The sequence below is a fragment of the Parachryseolinea silvisoli genome (genome assembly GCF_021190955.1).
Lineage (GTDB): Bacteria > Bacteroidota > Bacteroidia > Cytophagales > Cyclobacteriaceae > Ohtaekwangia > Ohtaekwangia silvisoli.
This window is the reverse complement of record NZ_JAIOAO010000004.1, coordinates 176,087-192,956: the sequence shown is the minus strand read 5'-3', so window position 1 is coordinate 192,956 and position 16,870 is coordinate 176,087. Positions and strand designations below refer to the sequence as shown.

The following is a 16,870-nucleotide window of genomic DNA, read 5'->3' as shown; positions in this document are numbered from 1 at the left end:
TCTATTCCCTCCCCTTACGACGTTAGGTTCCGGTGCAAATTCCACGCAACCCGCCTTTGGAGGATCGCGTTACATATCCTATTTTTAACGCTTAAATTAATCTGGATAACCCCTCGGCATGGAAATATTCCTTCACGCGGAAACCTGGCTTGCCTTGTTAACGCTAACGTTTTTTGAGATTGTTCTTGGGATTGACAACATCATATTCATTTCCATTGTTTCGAACCGCTTACCTGCCGAGTACCGGGCCCGTACCCGCAACATAGGCCTCTTACTGGCCATGGGCGTACGTGTCTTGCTGCTACTGACCATTACCTGGGTGATGAAATTTACCCGCCCCCTGTTTGAAGTACCGCACTGGATGGCTGAAGACGGTGCCATCAGCGGCCGTGACCTCATCCTCATCTTTGGTGGTATGTTCCTCATTGCAAAGAGTACGCGAGAGATCAACCACGAGATGGAAGGCGAGGACGAGCTAAGCGCGGAAAGCGGTCAGAAAAAAGTGAACATATCAAATGTTATTGTACAGATCGTATTATTGGATATCATCTTTTCGTTTGACTCCATCCTGACGGCTGTCGGTTTGACCAATGAAATTATCATCATGATCATTGCCGTCGTGCTATCGATCGGTATCATGATGATTTTCTCGGGTAAAATCAGCGAGTTCATCAACCGTCACCCATCGATGGAAGTGCTGGCCCTGGGCTTCCTGATCCTGATCGGTTTTATGATCTTTCTTGAGGGGCTTGGTAAAGATATTCCGAAAGGATATATATACTTTGCGGTGGTGTTCTCGATGGGAATCGAGATGATCAACATCCGCGCACGCGGCAAACGCAAGAAAGTCAAAGAAGAATTTCATGAGTAACGACGAAGCCTTACGCTACCCCATCGGTCGCAACGAGGGTAAAGCCTCGTATACCGCGGCTGAAATTACTGCGCTGATCGATCGCATCGAGGCTGTGCCCGCGGAGATCGAAAAGCTCTTCAAAGGTCTTTCCCCGCGTCAGTTGGAAACGCCGTATCGCCCCGGTGGATGGACTGCCCGGCAGGTGTTACACCACATTCCCGATAGCCACCTGAACGCCTACATCCGCACCAAGTGGACGCTGACGGAAGATACTCCTACCATCAAAGCATACGACGAAGTCGCCTGGGCCCAAACGGGTGAGATTATTGCCGACCCCGCCCTGGCGGTTGCGCTGCTGAAAAGTCTGCACGCCAAGTGGGTCCCCTTGCTGCGTTCGCTGCGCGAGCCGGAGCTGCAACGTTCGTTCTTCCACCCGGACTCGAAGAAGCACATTCGCCTCGATCAGTTGATTGCCAGCTACGCATGGCACGGCGAACACCACGCCGGGCACCTCAAGATTGTGGCGGCCTTGTCGTAGCATCCGGTATTATGCCCCTTGTGCCCTACAACCCTCCGTTCTTTCTCTTTAACCGCCACCTGGAAACCATCTTTCCAGCCCTGATGCGCTCGGTGGAGCTTCCTCCCTACACCCGCGAGCGCATCGAAACGCCCGATGGCGACTTTCTCGACCTGGACTGGCTGTCCCGATCCCAACAGATCGGGAGGACTGGTGATGCCGGCATGCGGCCTTTGCTCATCCTGTCGCACGGCCTGGAAGGCGACTCACAACGTCCGTATATCAAGGGCATGGCCAAAGCCTTTCTTCTACAGGGCTTCGACGTGCTGGCCTGGAACTTCCGCGGCTGTGGGCTGGATATGAACCGCCTGCTGCGCTTTTATCACAGCGGTGCGACGGAAGACCTGGACCTCGTCGTACAACACGCCATCCAGCAAGGCTATACTCAAATCGACCTGGTCGGCTTTAGCCTCGGCGGCAACCTTACACTGAAGTACCTGGGTGAGCGCACCCTGCCGCCGGCCATTCACCGCGCCGCGGTGTTCTCCGTACCGCTCGATCTGCACGATGCCTGCCTGGAAATTTCCAGGCGCGAAAACTGGATCTATGCACGCCGTTTTTTGAAGAGCCTGAAATCGAAGATCACCCGCAAGGCTGCAAAGATGCAAGGCCTCGACACAAGCCGCCTGGAGCACATTCGTACCATCCTCGAGTTCGACGAATATTATACCGCCCCGCTGCATGGCTTTGCCAGTGCATTGGATTATTACAAACGCAATAGCTCAATCCATTTCCTGGATGGCATCCACGTGCCCACGTTAATCGTCAATGCTGTGAACGATCCTTTCCTCGGCAAAAACTCTTTTCCGATGGAGCGACTCGCAAAGCATGCATCGGTCACCTTTGAGTGCATCACGCGGGGTGGCCACGTGGGCTTCGCACAAATCAATAAAAATGGGTTATATTGGAGTGAAGAGCGCGCGTTGCAATTTATCTTGACGTAAATTGCCGACCTAATACCCCCGGCCACTATGATCGATCGCTATAGCATTACTGCGTCTGCCTCTACGCTCAGTGACCGTTTCGGAGTAGACGTGCCAGAATTCTACAAGCCGCGCTACAACGCCACCACCACCCAGCTGCTACCCGTCATTACCCATACCGCCCCGCAAGGCATTTCTAATTTCTACTGGGGCACCTCCCCTGCATGGGCGAAGAACAAAACCCTCAGTGAAAAGATTATAAACGTCCGCACCGAAACGATCCTCGAAAAAGCCGCACAACAAAAGTCGATCATCAAGAATCGGTGTATCGTTCCCGCCGATAGTTTTTATGGCTGGAAGCGCGCGGGTAAAAAGAGCTTTATTCCCTTTCGTTTTGTAGCCCGGGACTCGGGATTGTTTTCATTCGCCGGTACATGGGACGAGTATGAAGATACAGAAGGCAATCAGTTTCACACCTTCTCGGTTATTACCGTGCAAGCGAATTCGCTCGTAGCGTCGGTGCAAGATCGTATGCCGGTGATCCTGGATCCAAAGGAAGAGGCTGTGTGGCTCAACAAGGAAAGTACAGAGGCAGACCTACTGGGATTGTTGAAGCCGTTAGAAGCAGAATATTTAAACCACTACTCGGTATCGCCACGCATTAGTGACAATGCTGCCGACGTGCCGTCGTTGATTATACCAACCCCGCCGGCTGATCAGTTCGGGAATTTGACTTTGTTTGATTAACGGGGATACGTTAGTCTTCTGACCGGACCAGGGTAGGCACGCCAGGCACGTGCCATTAGAATCCATCGTCGCTTTCCTCCTCCTTCTTCTCTTCGGCAGGAGTTTCCTCAGCTTGATCGTCGCCTTTTTTCTTCTTAGCCTTCTTCTCTTTTTTCTTCTTCGCGGGCTTTTCGGGCTCGTCGCCTTCGGGCTTGGCTTCTTTTTTCTTTTTGCGTCCAAACAACCCTTTCTTCTCTGGCTCGGGTTGTGCGAGTTGGGCGTCAGCTTGTTGCTTTTGTTCTTCTTCGTCTACGTAGTCGAAGTCGTCGTCGCGCGGTTCGGGCGCTACGACAGAGTCGGCAGGTTGTTCCTTGTCCTTTTTCTTCCTGAAGAGGTTTTTAAAGAATCCACCTTTTTTCTTCGCGGCCTTTTCCTCTTTCGCGGCTTCCGCCTGGCCAAGCTTGGCAATGCGCACGTCCGGCAATACAAGGGATTTACGCAGGTACCACATGTAGTTGTCCTGCTCTACGTTGAAGGTAATTTCGGTGACGACATATTTAGGTGTCGATTTTAGCATCTTGCCGGTAGCCGGATCGATGTGGGCAGTGTCGGAGTATTCGTACTTCAACATCCGAAGTTCCTTGTCTTTGGTGATGACATAGATGCTGTCGCCTTCGGCTTCTTCGGACGTGGTGTCTTGCGGTACGTCTTCGATGTAAATACTATCAATGACCGAACGGGCCGCCAGGTCGAGCTCCGCTCCTGGCACCACGCCGTCTTCTCCATTCAGGCCCAGGCTGTCGTAACCTTCCTTCAGAGAGTCGGGTACTTGCACGTAGACATTCTTCATAGGAACGGTCTGCATGCTGCGAATCTTCTTGCGATATGACGTGGGCTCGGCAATGAGGTATTTGTTCTTGCTGGCTGTCAGCACTTTAGGAGTGGAATCGTCCTGAAAATAGCTAAAATGCTTGCGTAACGCGTCCTTATCGTAAATGAACGCGCTTTGATACGCAGGGCAGATCATGCGCTGTGTACAAGCAGTCAGGAACAGGCTACAGATGAATAAAACAAAAAATGCCCTCAGCATGAACAGGGTAATTCAAACAAAAATAAAGAATTTACCCATAACTCCCCTGATAGCGTAGGATTTATGGCATTTTGCGCTCGATTCATGCCTCTCTTAACGCGTTTTGCTGCTTTTTCGTCAGTCCTGACACTACTAAATTGTAAGAATTATCGATCCACTGCTGTAAAAGGCGATTTGGAACCGACCCGTCCAGAACGACCGTAATCCAGTGTTTTTTGTTCATGTGGTAGCCTGGCTGCACGGCGGCGTACTCTTCTTGCAGCAAAATGCCCTGTTCAGGATCCACTTTCAGGTTGATGCTTGCGAACTGGTCAACGTCGGTCAGGGCAAACATTTTGCCCATAACCTTGTACACCAGGATGTTCTCACCAAACGGGAATTCCTCGGTTACCGCCTTCTTGGCGTTGCACCAACGCATAAAGTGCTCCAGGTCCATATCACAGCCGGGGCTTGATGACCAGCTTAAAGATGAGGTATAGCACACCGATCAGGAAGATGACAATGGACAGTTTATTGACACCGTGCATCATCTTGATGTTGATATTGCTGGGGCGTGCCGGATCTTTCTTGCGAAAGAAGTAATTGCCTACTTCCCCCATACTAAAGAATTCTTTTATACCGCTCCGCTTCTTCGCGGCAGGTGCAGATGTTTCTGCCTTTGCTTTATTGTCCATGATCGTGCTCTTAGCGTAAAACATTAGTTCACCGATTCCTGTTCAATCCAGTCGCCGTGTTCGCGGATCAGGTTGATCAGCTCATCAACCGCCTCGACTGTCGGCACGTTTTTGCGTACGACTTCCTTGCCTTTGTACAGTGTAATGCGGCCGGGGCCGGAGCCTACATAGCCATAGTCCGCATCGGCCATTTCGCCAGGCCCGTTTACGATACAGCCCATGATACCGATCTTGATGCCCTTGAGGTGACTGGTGCGCACCCGAATGCGGGCCGTAGTCTCCTGCAGGTCGAACAACGTACGTCCACACGAAGGGCAAGATATATACTCGGTCTTCGAAATACGCGTGCGTGTGGCCTGGAGGATATTAAAGGCGGTGTCGTTTACGAGTTTGTCGGAGCCGCTGCGTACGGTCTCCAGGAAGAGGCCATCGCCGAGGCCGTCCACCAGCAAGCCGCCGGTGTCGGTTGCTGCGTAGAGCTGCAGTTGCTCGCCGTTCAGGTCCTGATACTGGCGGCCGATGATGACCGGTACGTCGCAGCCCTGGTTAATCAGTTCGACGAACAACCGGCGCAGTGCTGCCATGGCATGGGCATTGTCGGTCGTCGCCAATAGCACCGCCGTAGTGTCTTGCTTCAGCCGTACCAACAGGGCCTGGTCCATGTCTTCGGGTGTTACGCGCACGAAGTTAAGCACCGGTGATTGTTCTACACCGCGCAGATATTCGGAGACGGGTATTACCGGATAGGTTCTGTCTTTCCCGCGCTGCGTCAGCCAGGTGGCGTGGTGGTACAATAATCCCAGCGTGCCGGGTATTTCAAAGTCGACAGCATGATCACCCAGGAATATATAGTCGCAGGCGGTGTCGGTTATGTTCCATTTGTCGAGGGGCACCGAGTATTGATACCCCACCGCAAATAAAGAAGCCACGGTGATCTTATCGCGTCCCGAAAGGTCGGTTATGACGCGAGGCACGGCGTGTGTCCCGCCGATGTTGAGTACTTCGCGTGTTACACGACGGTTGTATTCAAACGGTGTGATGGGATAATGCACGATGGGCGCAATCGGCGTATGGCCGACGCGATGCTCGTAGCGGGCGGCTAGCTCGCGGGCCACCGGCACCTCAGCTTCAGGTTCTTCCGTGAGCGATACACGAATGGTATCGCCCAAACCATCTTCGAGCAAGGTACCAATGCCGACCGACGATTTGATGCGACCGTCTTCGCCATCGCCCGCCTCCGTCACACCCAGGTGCAGCGGGTATGGCTTCAGTCCTTCTTCGTCGAGCTTCTGCACCAGCAGGCGGTACGCTTGCACCATTACCTGCGGGTTGCTGGACTTCATGGACAGCACAATATTGAAGTATTGCTCGTCTTCACAAATGCGGAGGAACTCCAGTGCCGACTCGACCATGCCCATGGGGCTGTCGCCATAGCGGCTCATGATGCGGTCTGACAACGAGCCGTGGTTGGTACCGATTCGCATGGCCGTGCCGTGCTCTTTGCAGATGCGGATCAGCGGCAGGAATTTCTCGCGTATACGGTTCAGCTCGGCCTGGTAGCTGGCTTCGGTGTATTCAATGGTCTCGAAGCGTTTTTTATCGGCATAGTTGCCGGGGTTGATCCGTACCTTTTCAACAATACGGGCAGCCAGCTCAGCAGCGTTCGGTGTAAAGTGAATGTCGGCCACCAAGGGCACTTTGTAGCCGCGCAGATGCAAGCCTTTGCGGATTTCGGCCAGGTTCTGGGCCTCTTTGATGCTGGGGGCCGTAATACGCACATATTCGCACCCGGCGTCGACCATGCGGATCACCTGCTCGATCGAGCCCTGCGTATCCATCGTATCGACGGTCGTCATAGACTGGATCCGGATGGGGTTTGTGCCACCCATCGGCACGTCGCCAATGTTCACTTCCAGGGTCTGGCGCCGGCTGTACTGCACCAGGCTGTTACAATATTGCTTTAAAGCGTCAATAGACTGATTCACACACGCTGATTTTAGGGCAAAGGTAGGGAAAAAGACGTCGCTACAGGTCGCCCAGGAGGGGTCTGATGACGATTTCCTCCACTACACTCCGGTGAGACAACGCATAGGCGCCATAGACAGTTTCAGCAACATCTTCCACCTTCATAAAACGTTCGTCGGGAAGGTCCGTGCCGTCCCAACTGGCCGTGCGGGTGGCCCCGGGAATGACCGCCGTTACGCGGATGTTGTGCGGCATCATCTCCTCGCGCAGGCATTTGGTAAAGCCCAACAAGGCAAATTTGCTGATGGCATAAGACCCGCCATTGGGGTATGCCTTGATGCTGGCTACGGAGCAGATGTTAAAAATATGGCCCAGCCGATTGCGTTTCATATCCTGGATCAGCCCGCGTGTAGTGCGGTAGGCGCTGTAGAGGTTGGCGTGGATCATGCTCTCCAGGGTACCTTCCGGCTCGGTGGCAATGTCGCCGGGAATGAAGTAGCCCGCGTTATTTACCAACACCTCCAGTGGTCGGCCCAGCTGTTGAACAAACGTACAAAACGCCTTTACCTGGTCTTTGTCTGACATGTCGCCCAACCTGACGTGTACCGTAATCCCTGGATGTGCTGCCTCTACCGCCGCCTTCAGTTGACGCAGGTCGTCGTCGTGACGGGCACATGTCGCAATATCAAATCCGTGGGCGGCAAATTTCTCGATCACGGCCCGCCCTATTCCCTTGGTTCCGCCGGTCACGGCAATCAGTCTGTTCATGATATTTTATTCTATCTTTAGCCCAAGATAAAGATTGCGTTTGTTTTATTTCAGCTATGATCACGGAGATTGGTAAGTACTTTATGTTTCTCGGTACGATGCTCGTGCGCCGGGAGTCTTTTAAAACATATTACAAGCTTGTACTGGAAGAATGTGTCTCCGTAGGCATCGGCTCCGTGTTTTTGGTGGCCCTGGTGTCAACGTTTATGGGCGCCGTTACAACGGTGCAGACGGCGTTCAACATGGTCAGTGACTTTATTCCCGATTATGTGATCTCGCAGGTCGTGCGCGAAATGATCGTGCTGGAATTGGCGCCCACCATCATTGCCGTGATCTTCGCCGGTAAAGTTGGCTCGGCGATGGCCAGCGGCCTGGGCACCATGCGCATTACGGAACAGATCGACGCACTGGAGGTAATGGGCATTAACTCGATCTCATACCTGGTGCTGCCCAAGATCATCGCCTCCCTCATGATGTATCCGCTGCTGGTGGTCGTCGCCGGCGTCTGCGGTATGGTGGGTGGATACCTGGCCGGTACACTTACCGGTATCATCTCGCCGAATGATTACGTATTGGGGCTGCGCTCCAGCTACAATGAATTTACCGTCATCTTTGCGCTTATCAAGTCCGTGGTATTTGCGTTCCTGGTGTCGTCTATCTCTTCGTATAAAGGATATAACACCCAGGGCGGCGCCCTGGAAGTGGGTGTGTCCAGCACCCAGGCTGTTACCAGCAGTGTAATTGCCGTGCTGGTCGCCGACTATTTACTGGCCCAACTTTTACTCTCCAAATGATCAAGATCGACAATATAACCAAGTCGTTCGGCGAGAAGGTCGTACTGAACGGTGTAAGTGGTGTTTTTGAAAAAGGTAAACCGAACCTGCTGATCGGCGCCTCGGGTACCGGCAAAAGTGTATTGCTGAAATGTATCGTCGGACTGGTGATGCCCGACAAAGGCGAAGTATTTTATGACGAGCGCCCCTTTTATGCGAGCGACCGCGACGTCAAAACGGATATCCGCCGCGAGATGGGCATGCTCTTCCAAGGTGGGGCATTGTTCGACTCCAAGACGGTGGAGCAAAACGTGATGTTCCCCCTCGACGTACTGACCAACATGAGCCTGGAAGAAAAGATGGACCGCGTCAACATCTGTCTCAAGCGCGTAAGCCTCGAAAACTCCAATAAAAAGATGCCTTCCGAGATCAGCGGGGGAATGAAAAAACGTGTGGGCATCGCACGGGCGATTGTTAACAATCCCAACTACCTGTTTTGTGACGAGCCCAACTCCGGCCTCGACCCGCAGACGTCGGTGTTGATCGACGAGTTGATCCAGGATATCTCCGAAGAGTTTGACATCACGACCATTGTCGTCACGCACGACATGAACTCGGTGATGGGTATCGGCGAAAAGATCATGTTCATCTACAAAGGCCAGAACCTGTGGGTCGGCACCAAGAACGATATTACCCACTCCGGCGTGCAAGAACTGGACGACTTCATCTTCGCCAACAAAGTGATGCGCAGCCTGCGCCAGCAGCAGTAACAGTCCCCCTACCCTTTCTTACGGAACACCAGGTCGGTCTGCTCGATCGCCACCACGCGACTGTATAGCTCTTTCAGGTAGTGGTATTCTTCGGAAGAATAAACTGCTTTCTTGAGTTGCATGGAATTGTGCAGGCTAAGCCGGTTGACATTCTGTTGAATATCAAACAGGAAGCGGCCGCCGTCGTTTGGTAACGCCAGGCCGACTTTTGCAGGGGGATCTACCAGCTCGTAGCTCTCAGGAAAGTTCATCGTAAAGACCAGTGTTCTTTCAATGGCCACACCAAAGTCGACCGGATACAACCGCTCCACAGACTTAAAAGGATTCTCACGACGCTTCCATGCAATAAAAGGACTGAACAGAAACCCCTTTGCATTCGACTGATCGAACACCTGAAAGGTCAGCTCCATTTTCTCTATCAGCGGCTTTTCAATTTCTTCTTTGCCCACCGCTTCATATTTAACAACCTCCACACCGGGATAGTCGGTGCCAAAGTCTTTGAGGTACTCCTCCTGGTTGGTAAACTCCGCCATTTCCATTCTCTTGTAAAGGGCAGCGTAACCGGTATAGGTGGTTTGCAACGTACCCTTTAGTGTACCGTCGGGTAATAACGTCACGTCTACCACCTGGATTTTTTTAGATTTGTCAGAAGGCTTCAACTCATACCAATACGATTCCTTCTCGGCCATGACGCGCCCCTTGCCGTTCAGGCAACGATCGGGCAACATACCAAAGGGCAGATAGGGTATGGTAGCGTCGAGCAGGTACGATTTGCCCTCGATATTGACCTTGGCTACAACATAATTAAAATCACTCATCACCGGGTGTATGTCGGTGGGCAGACCGTGGTTGCGGGTGGAGAGAATCAGGGGCTCTACATCCACTTTGGCATACCGCAGGGCGGCGATGAGCGACAGATTAATATCGCCAATATTGCCCGTTTTCTTTTCGTACGCCTTGCGAATGCCAAACTCGGCCACGCATCCATAGGTATCGTTCCAGGAATACCGGCGTTTGATATGATCGTATACCTGCCGGGCGCGTGCGAGGGGATCTTTCTCTATCAGCACCGCAGCAGCCGTCAACTCGTCCAGCACATGTCGCCCCGACTTTAATTGCCCACCGAAGTCATCATCATGTCGCATCTCCTCCTCCACATCTTTCCATTCTTTGGTGAACTTGTCTTTCCGCCCATCAAAATACTGAACTTCAGACAACTCGAAATTGATGCAGGACAGAAAGTTTATCTTCGCTGTCATATACTCTTCTTCACGAAAGGCGGGAACGTCTTTCATCGCCCATTTATACCGGGCACAATCCGCACGACCACCCCCGGGAGCAAAACAGTCTTTGACCACTTCGCCCTCCTCCATATCCAGCTTCAGGAAACCGCGGAGGGTAATATTAAATTTATAGTTTCCCGGAATGGAAGCCCAGTACTCGCTGTAAATCTTCGGTATGTCGGACTGAAACTCCCAATCACGGAAGTTGAAGAGAAACGGCGATTCCAATATATAACTATACTCGATCACGGTTCCCTGTTGCACATTGGGAATCGCAAACTTGGTTGCGTCCCAATATTGATTGAGATCCTGTTTAAATATATTTTTTGGATCAAAACGGGTCTCTTTCATGGACCCGTTCTCGTAGTTATACGCTGATGCGCGAATCTTGCGCACAGTTTCCTTGCGGGAATCGTTGTGACGGAGGGGGATTTCGATATTTGCCAGGCGTATGCCGCTTTTCTTCAGGATCTTAATACGCACATGGTACTCTAACAACAGGTTGTAGTCATTGCCGTTGTCCATGTAAGCTTCACCAAATTCCTGGAGCACAACGGCCTCGGCGGTGGTGTCCTTTTCATACCGTTTCATGTCCAGCTCGCGGTAGGTCGTCTTACCATATTCAAAGCCGTGGTCCTGAGCGGTCGCTGCAAGACCAGTATAAACCAACATCAGTGCAAGCAGAAATCGGGTGTACATAGATGACTAAAAAACTGTTTGTAAAATTTCTTCAAGATAAAAGTTTAATACCTTTCGCGCATGAAAATCGGACTGCTTTCGGACACGCACGGTTACCTCGACCCGGCCGTCTTCCGGCATTTTGAATCGTGCGACGAGCTTTGGCATGCAGGTGACATTGGTGACAGCATACTGGACCGGCTGCACGCATTCCGCCCGGTGCGGGCTGTATTCGGGAACATCGACAGCCGTCCCCTGCAAACATCGCTGCCTGAAGATCTTTTCTTCACCTGCGAAGGCGTGCACGTGTGGATGACCCATATTGGCGGCGTACCGCCTAACTATAACCCACGCATAAAAAAGATCCTGAAGTCCCGCACGCCACCCGATATCTTCATCTGCGGCCACTCGCACATCCTGCGGGTGAAGCGCGATCCCGGCTTTAACAATATGCTTTATATCAATCCGGGCGCGGCCGGCAATCACGGCTTTCATGCCATAAAGACGCTGGTGCGATTCACGATCGACAGTGGTCAAATCGGTAACATGGAAGTGATTGAGCTGGGCAAACGCGGTGCATTAACACCGGTTGAATAGGTGTTATCAGAAACGATAGGTCAGGGCAATGCCGCTGCCTCTCAGATTCATGGATACGGATTCGGCTTCCTGGCGTTTCAATGCGCGGTTATATTTTGCAGCACCTTTCGCCCACAAAATGACGCCGGGCACGACCATACCTGTACCCCCTACCATCATTAAAATACCCAGCGCCGCCTGGGGGTCACCTTCTTCGTAGGTGGTACCGTTCTGGGTATAGGTATTATAATAGTCGTCGTCTGCATTGTTATAAACGATGATACCGCCTACCAGCATGCCCGCGCCGAGAATGGTCAGGATACGCCCCGCCTTGCGCATGCGCTCGCCAGGCAAGCGGGCCGGATGGTATTCACCCAGGCCTTCGAAGGTTTGTACACGTTGTACGATCGGGCTTACCGTGTACGCAGAGGATGTAAAAGAAGTGCTTGTCGAAGCGTTCGCCAACAGACCGTAGTCAGCTTGTGCGGATGCCTGCAGACCAAACAAGGTCAGCAATACCGCAAGGGTTAACGTGTATTTCATACTATTACTGAATACGGAACGGCATACGATGGTAAGCTGGTGCTTACTATACGTATTGATTGAGCATCACCGGCATCACCAGCATGAGGATGTCCTCGCTTTCGTCTTTCTCCACCGGCAGGATCACACCAGCCTTGTTAGGAGCCGACATGGTCAGGCGAATCTTGTCAGAGTCGCAATTGGTTAACATTTCGATCAGGAATTTAGCGTTGAATCCGATCTCGATGTCTTCACCATCATGCTCGCAAGAGAGTCGTTCGTTCGCTTCGTTAGAGAAATCAAGGTCTTCGGCTGAGATCTGCAGCTCGCTGCCGGTGATCTTCAGACGTACTTGGTGGGTTGTTTTATTTGCGTAAATCGAAATACGTTTCAGGGCGCCGAGCAGGTCATTGCGCTCGATCGTCATGGTGATGTTGTTGGCCGTCGGAATTACGTTGTCGTAGTCCGGGAAGCGCTCATCGATCAGGCGGCAGATCATTTTGATGTTGCCGAACTTAAAGAAGGCGTTCGACATGTTGAAGTTCAGGCTTACGTCGGTGTTTTCCGACGGCAGCGTCGCCTTCAGCAGGTTCAGAGCCTTGCGGGGGATAATGATGGAGTTGCCGTTTTCCGACTTCACGTCGGCGCGGCGGTAGCGCACCAGGCGGTGGCCGTCAGTGGCTACGAAGGTAGTGTTCTTTTCTCCCAGGTTGACGTATACCCCCGTCATGGCCGGGCGAAGCTCGTCGTTGCTGGTAGCGAAAATGGTATTGTTTACGGCGCGAGACAGAACTTCCGTTGAAATCTCTGCGCTAAAGTCATTTGAAACCACCGGCACTTTCGGGAAATCCGTCGCATTCTCACCCGACAGCTTGTAACGGCCGTTGTCGGAAATGATCTCTACACTGTATGTCGATTCGTCGATTGAGAATGTTACAGGCTGCTCAGGCAGGTTTTTGAGCGTATCCAACAGGATACGAGCCGGCACGGCAATATTGCCCTTCTCTTTAGATTCTACTTGAATTTCGGTGATCATCGATGTCTGCAGGTCAGACGCCGTTACCGTTAGTCCACCTTTCTCCAGTTCAAACAAAAAGTTCTCCAGAATGGGTACAACCGGGTTGGTGGTAATCACACCATTGATATTAGAGAGTTGCTTAAGCAGGTAAGCAGAGTTAACAATAAACTTCATTCTAGTAAAGTAAAAAGTGGTTAGTTCTAAAGCGGGGACAAAGTTATAAAGAAAACCGAATAATAAAATGGCCTGGAAAATGCAAAAAAACCTGGACAATTTGAATTATTCCTTCGAAAAAAATGCTTTTGGCTGAATCAACGACAATAGATCGCTTTCACGAAAAACAGCCCAGTCACGCCGGTCGATTCTACCGATGAGCGGAACGGCCCTGGCAGAAACATCCGTGGATGACGGCCGGAACGGAAAGAGCTCCAGCGTATACGCGGTCCCGCCCACGTCCCTGACTTCGATAAAAAATAGCGGCGCCATTTTTCCCAGGCTGTCGAGTACGGGTGAAGGAGTCTGATACTCTTGCACTTGCAGCAACGACACCGCATCCAGATAGTTATTGAGCTTGGCGGTATCGGTCTGTTCCAGTGCGAGTCCGCGAATACCAAAATACTGGTGATCATCCAGCTCAACGCGAAACCCGGCGGTCTCTTTTCCTGGAAATTTAGCCTCCAGGCTGCTGAAATTGCGCCAGTTAAATCCAAACACATACCGGCTGCGCCACCCCTGCTCTGCCAATTCAAAAATACCAGCGGTGTAAACCCGGTACCCGGGAATGGTCACGACGTAGGGTGTATCGCCAGGTCGCATAAAATATGCCTGAGTTTTTTGACGATTGCCCCCTGCATAAAATACGTCGATCTTTTCACCACCCGAAATAAGAGTGACTTCAACACCCGACTGCTCCAGCACTTTTGCGATCGAGTCGCGCTGTACTCCGGCCACGGGGCGACGGGGTTCGGCCTGGCGCAGGGTGGCAAACAACACATCGATCATGCCGCGGTCGGCATCGAATTGATCGTTCACCCGCCACTGCGACCCACTGAATTTCAATTGCGTCGCACCAGCAGCCGAACGAAGCACCACTTCGTTGATAGTCGTCAGGTCAGCCGTCTTAAAAAGATCTTTGTTGACGGTAGGAGCTTCGCCACGACTGTTGAGCCAAAGCATACCCGCCGTTGCCAGTAGCAATGCCACCAGCGTAATAAGCCGTTGTTTGTTTCTCTTCTCCTGCATCATCCGAATCGCGCAAATTTTTTCTTCCGCCAATACATACGCACGACACCAAAGATCGTCAGCAACACCAACGGCACCACCAGGTTCAGGAATTGCCACGTAACACGCTCCTGCTTCACCTTCTCCCGATCCAACGGACGGATCTTGATCTGTTTACTACGCGCTTGAATAAGCCCCTGCTCATCGACCAGGTATGCCACGGCATTCATCAACAGGTCGCGGTTCGCAAAAATATAGTTCGTGAACGGATAGAACCCCAACGGCTGCGGCTGGTGGCTGCGGGGGTTCACTTCGTTGATCGCCAGGTCGGCATCGGCCAGCACCACCAGCCGTGTCGGAGCGCTGTGATCCCGAAAGGTTTCTTTTGTTTCACCGTCGGGCAAGAACCGGTTTTTATACAGGGATGTAAAGGAACCTTCCAACAAATAGCCTACAGGCACACCGTCTTTCGAGAAATCTTCCGGGCGTACATCCTGACGGAGCGCATTCGCGCTGATGTTTACCGGCGCCATCACCGTACGGGTTTGTGCGGACGTAAACAGCAACGGCGTCTTCTTCACGCCCGGCGCCTTGACCGTGTCGATACTACTGATAAAGCGCGTCACGACGGCATCGAGGTTACGGGTGATGGGGTGATCGGCATAGCGATTGATCAGCGGGAAGAACGGCCACTCCATCATCTGCATTTGCGGCTTGCCACCGGTCTGGCCGGTTACGATGGGGTACTGCGCCGACTGCAGATCCTGCACGAGGTCGGGGTTGATACGCACGCCGTATTTAAACAATTGGTCGTCGAGGTTCTCGGCATAGGGCAATGCCAGGTAGCCTGCTACAGCAGCACTGTCCATGCGGGCGTTGAGCCGGTCGATCAGGAACAACACCTTGCCGCCTTGCATGATATATTGATCTAACCGATATTTCTCTTGCTCGGAGAATGCCGTGACGGGACGTACCATCACCAGCGCATCATAGGTCTCCGGCGATGGCGTCGTCGCCAGACTTACACCGCGTTCCACTTCGTATACCTGGCCCAGGTCGCGGTACAGGCTTACGACCTGCATACTGTCTGCCTCGCCATGACCACGCAGAAAGCCAATGCGCTTGCGATCGGTATTGGTCAGGGTATATAAGGCATTGATCAGTTCGTACTCGACCGTCTCGATGGATTGGTTGATACGTTCATCGGATGTGCGGGCGGTGCTACCTTTCAACAGCATAACACCCGTCTCTATACCGCCGGAGGATATAACAGCGCCGGGGAAGATGATCTTCTCGACGCGTTGACCGTCGCGTGTATCGATCACGTTTGTCGGTTGAATACCACGTTGTGCCAGGTCGGCCATAAACTCCGACTGAGCTTTCTCACTGCCTGCCGTCTGTGGATTCGTAAACGTGATGTGCAACTTACCGGGGGCATATACCCGGAACTCGTCCAGCGTCTCGCGAATGGTTTTCTGAAAGCGGCGAAAGCCGGCGTTCAATTCGCCCTCCAGGTACACTTCGATGTATACATCATCTTCCAGCGCGCGCAGAATGGCCTTGGTCTGGGGCTTGATGCTGTAGCGTTTCTCTTCGGTCAGGTCCACCCGGAAGAAATACCGGGAAGCCACCAGGTTAACCAGCAGCACGAATACCACGGCATTGGCCAGTAACAAGAAATCGCCCGTCTTTCTGCTTTTCCAGTTTACCATTGCCTGCTTCCGATAATGATTTTGGTGATGGACAACAACAGGAATATGACGCTGCCAAAGTACAGCAGGTCGCGGCTGTCGATCAGCCCCTTGCTTAATGAATCGTAGTGATACAAGATGCCCAGCTGCCGGATCGCAAGCGTGTTGGCTGACCAAACATCGAGTGTCGCCAGTGAGTCAAATCCGGAGAATAATACAAAACACAGGAACGCCGCCACGATAAAGGCAACGATCTGGTTAGGCGTGATAGAGGATGCCAGGATACCGGCGGCACAAAACACCGCACCCAACAACGCCAGGCCTATGTACGACCCGGCAATACCGGCCGTGTCCAGGTTACCCGGCGGATTACCCAACTGGTATACCGACACATAGTACAGCAAGGTCGGCAGTAAGGACACCAGTACCAGGGCAAAACCTGCCAGGTACTTGCCCAGAATGATGTCCCAGTCGCGCAGCGGTTTGGTCATGAGCAGCTCCAGCGTACCGGCTTTGCGTTCTTCGGCAAAGCTGCGCATGGTGATGGCGGGAATGAGGAAGATAAAAACATACGGCCCCATGGAGAACAGCGTATCCATGTCGGCATAGCCGTACTCGAGCACAGAAGTCTCGGGAAAAAACCACATGAACAACCCAATCACCGTCAGGAACGCGCCGATCACCAAATAAGCGATCAGGGAGTTCAGGAAGCTGCTGAATTCTTTAGAGAGGACCTGGAGCATGTTTTAGAACGCGGCAAAA

18 protein-coding genes are annotated in these 16,870 nt (G+C 52.4%); 7 read left to right on the top strand and 11 right to left on the bottom strand.

The window, feature by feature from the left end:
* The first annotated feature begins 118 nt into the window (after positions 1–118).
* From K7P01_RS23840 to K7P01_RS23825, 4 genes are read left to right on the top strand one after another with little or no spacing between them, the layout of a single operon-like run.
* Complete coding sequence (locus K7P01_RS23840; RefSeq protein WP_267297091.1) at positions 119–871, top strand: TerC family protein; 753 nt, start codon at positions 119–121, stop codon at positions 869–871.
* On the top strand, positions 864–1,391 hold the full coding sequence (locus K7P01_RS23835; RefSeq protein WP_267297090.1) for a YfiT family bacillithiol transferase: 528 nt from the start codon (positions 864–866) through the stop codon (positions 1,389–1,391). Before K7P01_RS23840 ends, K7P01_RS23835 begins: the two co-directional genes overlap by 8 nt.
* Positions 1,337–2,374 (top strand): YheT family hydrolase, encoded by a 1,038-nt coding sequence (locus tag K7P01_RS23830; RefSeq protein ID WP_317987630.1) that lies wholly within the window; start codon positions 1,337–1,339, stop codon positions 2,372–2,374. The genes K7P01_RS23835 and K7P01_RS23830 overlap by 55 nt, the downstream gene beginning before the upstream one ends.
* A 27-nt stretch (positions 2,375–2,401) precedes the next feature.
* Entirely contained in the window at positions 2,402–3,100 is a 699-nt protein-coding gene (locus tag K7P01_RS23825) for an SOS response-associated peptidase (protein ID WP_267297089.1), read from the top strand.
* 55 nt (positions 3,101–3,155) lie between these two features.
* Here K7P01_RS23825 and K7P01_RS23820 read toward each other — a convergent pair whose 3' ends face one another.
* The 5 genes from K7P01_RS23820 to K7P01_RS23800 form a co-directional block, all read right to left on the bottom strand.
* On the bottom strand, positions 3,156–4,169 hold the full coding sequence (locus K7P01_RS23820) for a hypothetical protein (RefSeq protein WP_267297088.1): 1,014 nt from the start codon (positions 4,167–4,169) through the stop codon (positions 3,156–3,158).
* A gap of 82 nt (positions 4,170–4,251) precedes the next feature.
* A complete protein-coding gene (locus K7P01_RS23815) occupies positions 4,252–4,605 on the bottom strand; it encodes an MmcQ/YjbR family DNA-binding protein (protein ID WP_267297087.1) in 354 nt (117 codons plus the stop codon).
* A 1-nt stretch (position 4,606) separates the two neighbouring features.
* Complete coding sequence (locus tag K7P01_RS23810) at positions 4,607–4,843, bottom strand: DUF6728 family protein (RefSeq protein ID WP_267297086.1); 237 nt, start codon at positions 4,841–4,843, stop codon at positions 4,607–4,609.
* A gap of 23 nt (positions 4,844–4,866) precedes the next feature.
* Entirely contained in the window at positions 4,867–6,828 is a 1,962-nt protein-coding gene (gene ispG, locus K7P01_RS23805) for a (E)-4-hydroxy-3-methylbut-2-enyl-diphosphate synthase (RefSeq protein ID WP_267297085.1), read from the bottom strand.
* A 40-nt stretch (positions 6,829–6,868) separates the two neighbouring features.
* A complete protein-coding gene (locus tag K7P01_RS23800; protein WP_267297084.1) occupies positions 6,869–7,576 on the bottom strand; it encodes an SDR family oxidoreductase in 708 nt (235 codons plus the stop codon).
* 59 nt (positions 7,577–7,635) lie between these two features.
* On the opposite strand from K7P01_RS23800, the gene K7P01_RS23795 reads away from it, so the two are divergent.
* Both K7P01_RS23795 and K7P01_RS23790 read left to right on the top strand, forming a co-directional pair.
* On the top strand, positions 7,636–8,370 hold the full coding sequence (locus K7P01_RS23795) for an MlaE family ABC transporter permease (protein WP_267297391.1): 735 nt from the start codon (positions 7,636–7,638) through the stop codon (positions 8,368–8,370).
* A complete protein-coding gene (locus K7P01_RS23790) occupies positions 8,367–9,119 on the top strand; it encodes an ABC transporter ATP-binding protein (RefSeq protein ID WP_267297083.1) in 753 nt (250 codons plus the stop codon). Before K7P01_RS23795 ends, K7P01_RS23790 begins: the two co-directional genes overlap by 4 nt.
* Positions 9,120–9,127: 8 nt before the next feature.
* Here the strand turns inward: K7P01_RS23790 and K7P01_RS23785 are convergent, their stop codons facing one another.
* Positions 9,128–11,101 carry a DUF3857 domain-containing protein gene (locus K7P01_RS23785; RefSeq protein WP_267297082.1) on the bottom strand — a complete coding sequence of 658 codons (1,974 nt, stop codon included), beginning with the start codon at positions 11,099–11,101 and terminating at the stop codon, positions 9,128–9,130.
* Positions 11,102–11,161: 60 nt separating this feature from the next.
* Between K7P01_RS23785 and K7P01_RS23780 the strand changes: the two genes are divergently transcribed.
* Positions 11,162–11,677 (top strand): metallophosphoesterase family protein, encoded by a 516-nt coding sequence (locus K7P01_RS23780; protein ID WP_267297081.1) that lies wholly within the window; start codon positions 11,162–11,164, stop codon positions 11,675–11,677.
* 6 nt (positions 11,678–11,683) lie between these two features.
* On the opposite strand, the gene K7P01_RS23775 is transcribed toward K7P01_RS23780, so the two are convergent.
* From K7P01_RS23775 to gldF, 5 genes are all read right to left on the bottom strand, one after another.
* Positions 11,684–12,199: a hypothetical protein gene (locus K7P01_RS23775; protein WP_267297080.1), complete on the bottom strand. Its 516-nt coding sequence runs from the start codon at positions 12,197–12,199 to the stop codon at positions 11,684–11,686.
* A gap of 46 nt (positions 12,200–12,245) precedes the next feature.
* A complete protein-coding gene (gene dnaN, locus K7P01_RS23770) occupies positions 12,246–13,370 on the bottom strand; it encodes a DNA polymerase III subunit beta (RefSeq protein ID WP_254085641.1) in 1,125 nt (374 codons plus the stop codon).
* Between the two features lie 105 nt (positions 13,371–13,475).
* Positions 13,476–14,441 (bottom strand): DUF4340 domain-containing protein, encoded by a 966-nt coding sequence (locus K7P01_RS23765; protein WP_267297079.1) that lies wholly within the window; start codon positions 14,439–14,441, stop codon positions 13,476–13,478.
* Positions 14,438–16,129 carry a gliding motility-associated ABC transporter substrate-binding protein GldG gene (gldG, locus tag K7P01_RS23760; RefSeq protein WP_267297078.1) on the bottom strand — a complete coding sequence of 564 codons (1,692 nt, stop codon included), beginning with the start codon at positions 16,127–16,129 and terminating at the stop codon, positions 14,438–14,440. Before gldG ends, K7P01_RS23765 begins: the two co-directional genes overlap by 4 nt.
* The gene (gene gldF, locus K7P01_RS23755) at positions 16,123–16,851 is read right to left on the bottom strand and encodes a gliding motility-associated ABC transporter permease subunit GldF (protein WP_267297077.1); all 729 of its coding nucleotides are present in this window, start codon (positions 16,849–16,851) and stop codon (positions 16,123–16,125) included. The genes gldG and gldF overlap by 7 nt, the downstream gene beginning before the upstream one ends.
* Between the last annotated feature and the right edge of the window lie 19 nt (positions 16,852–16,870).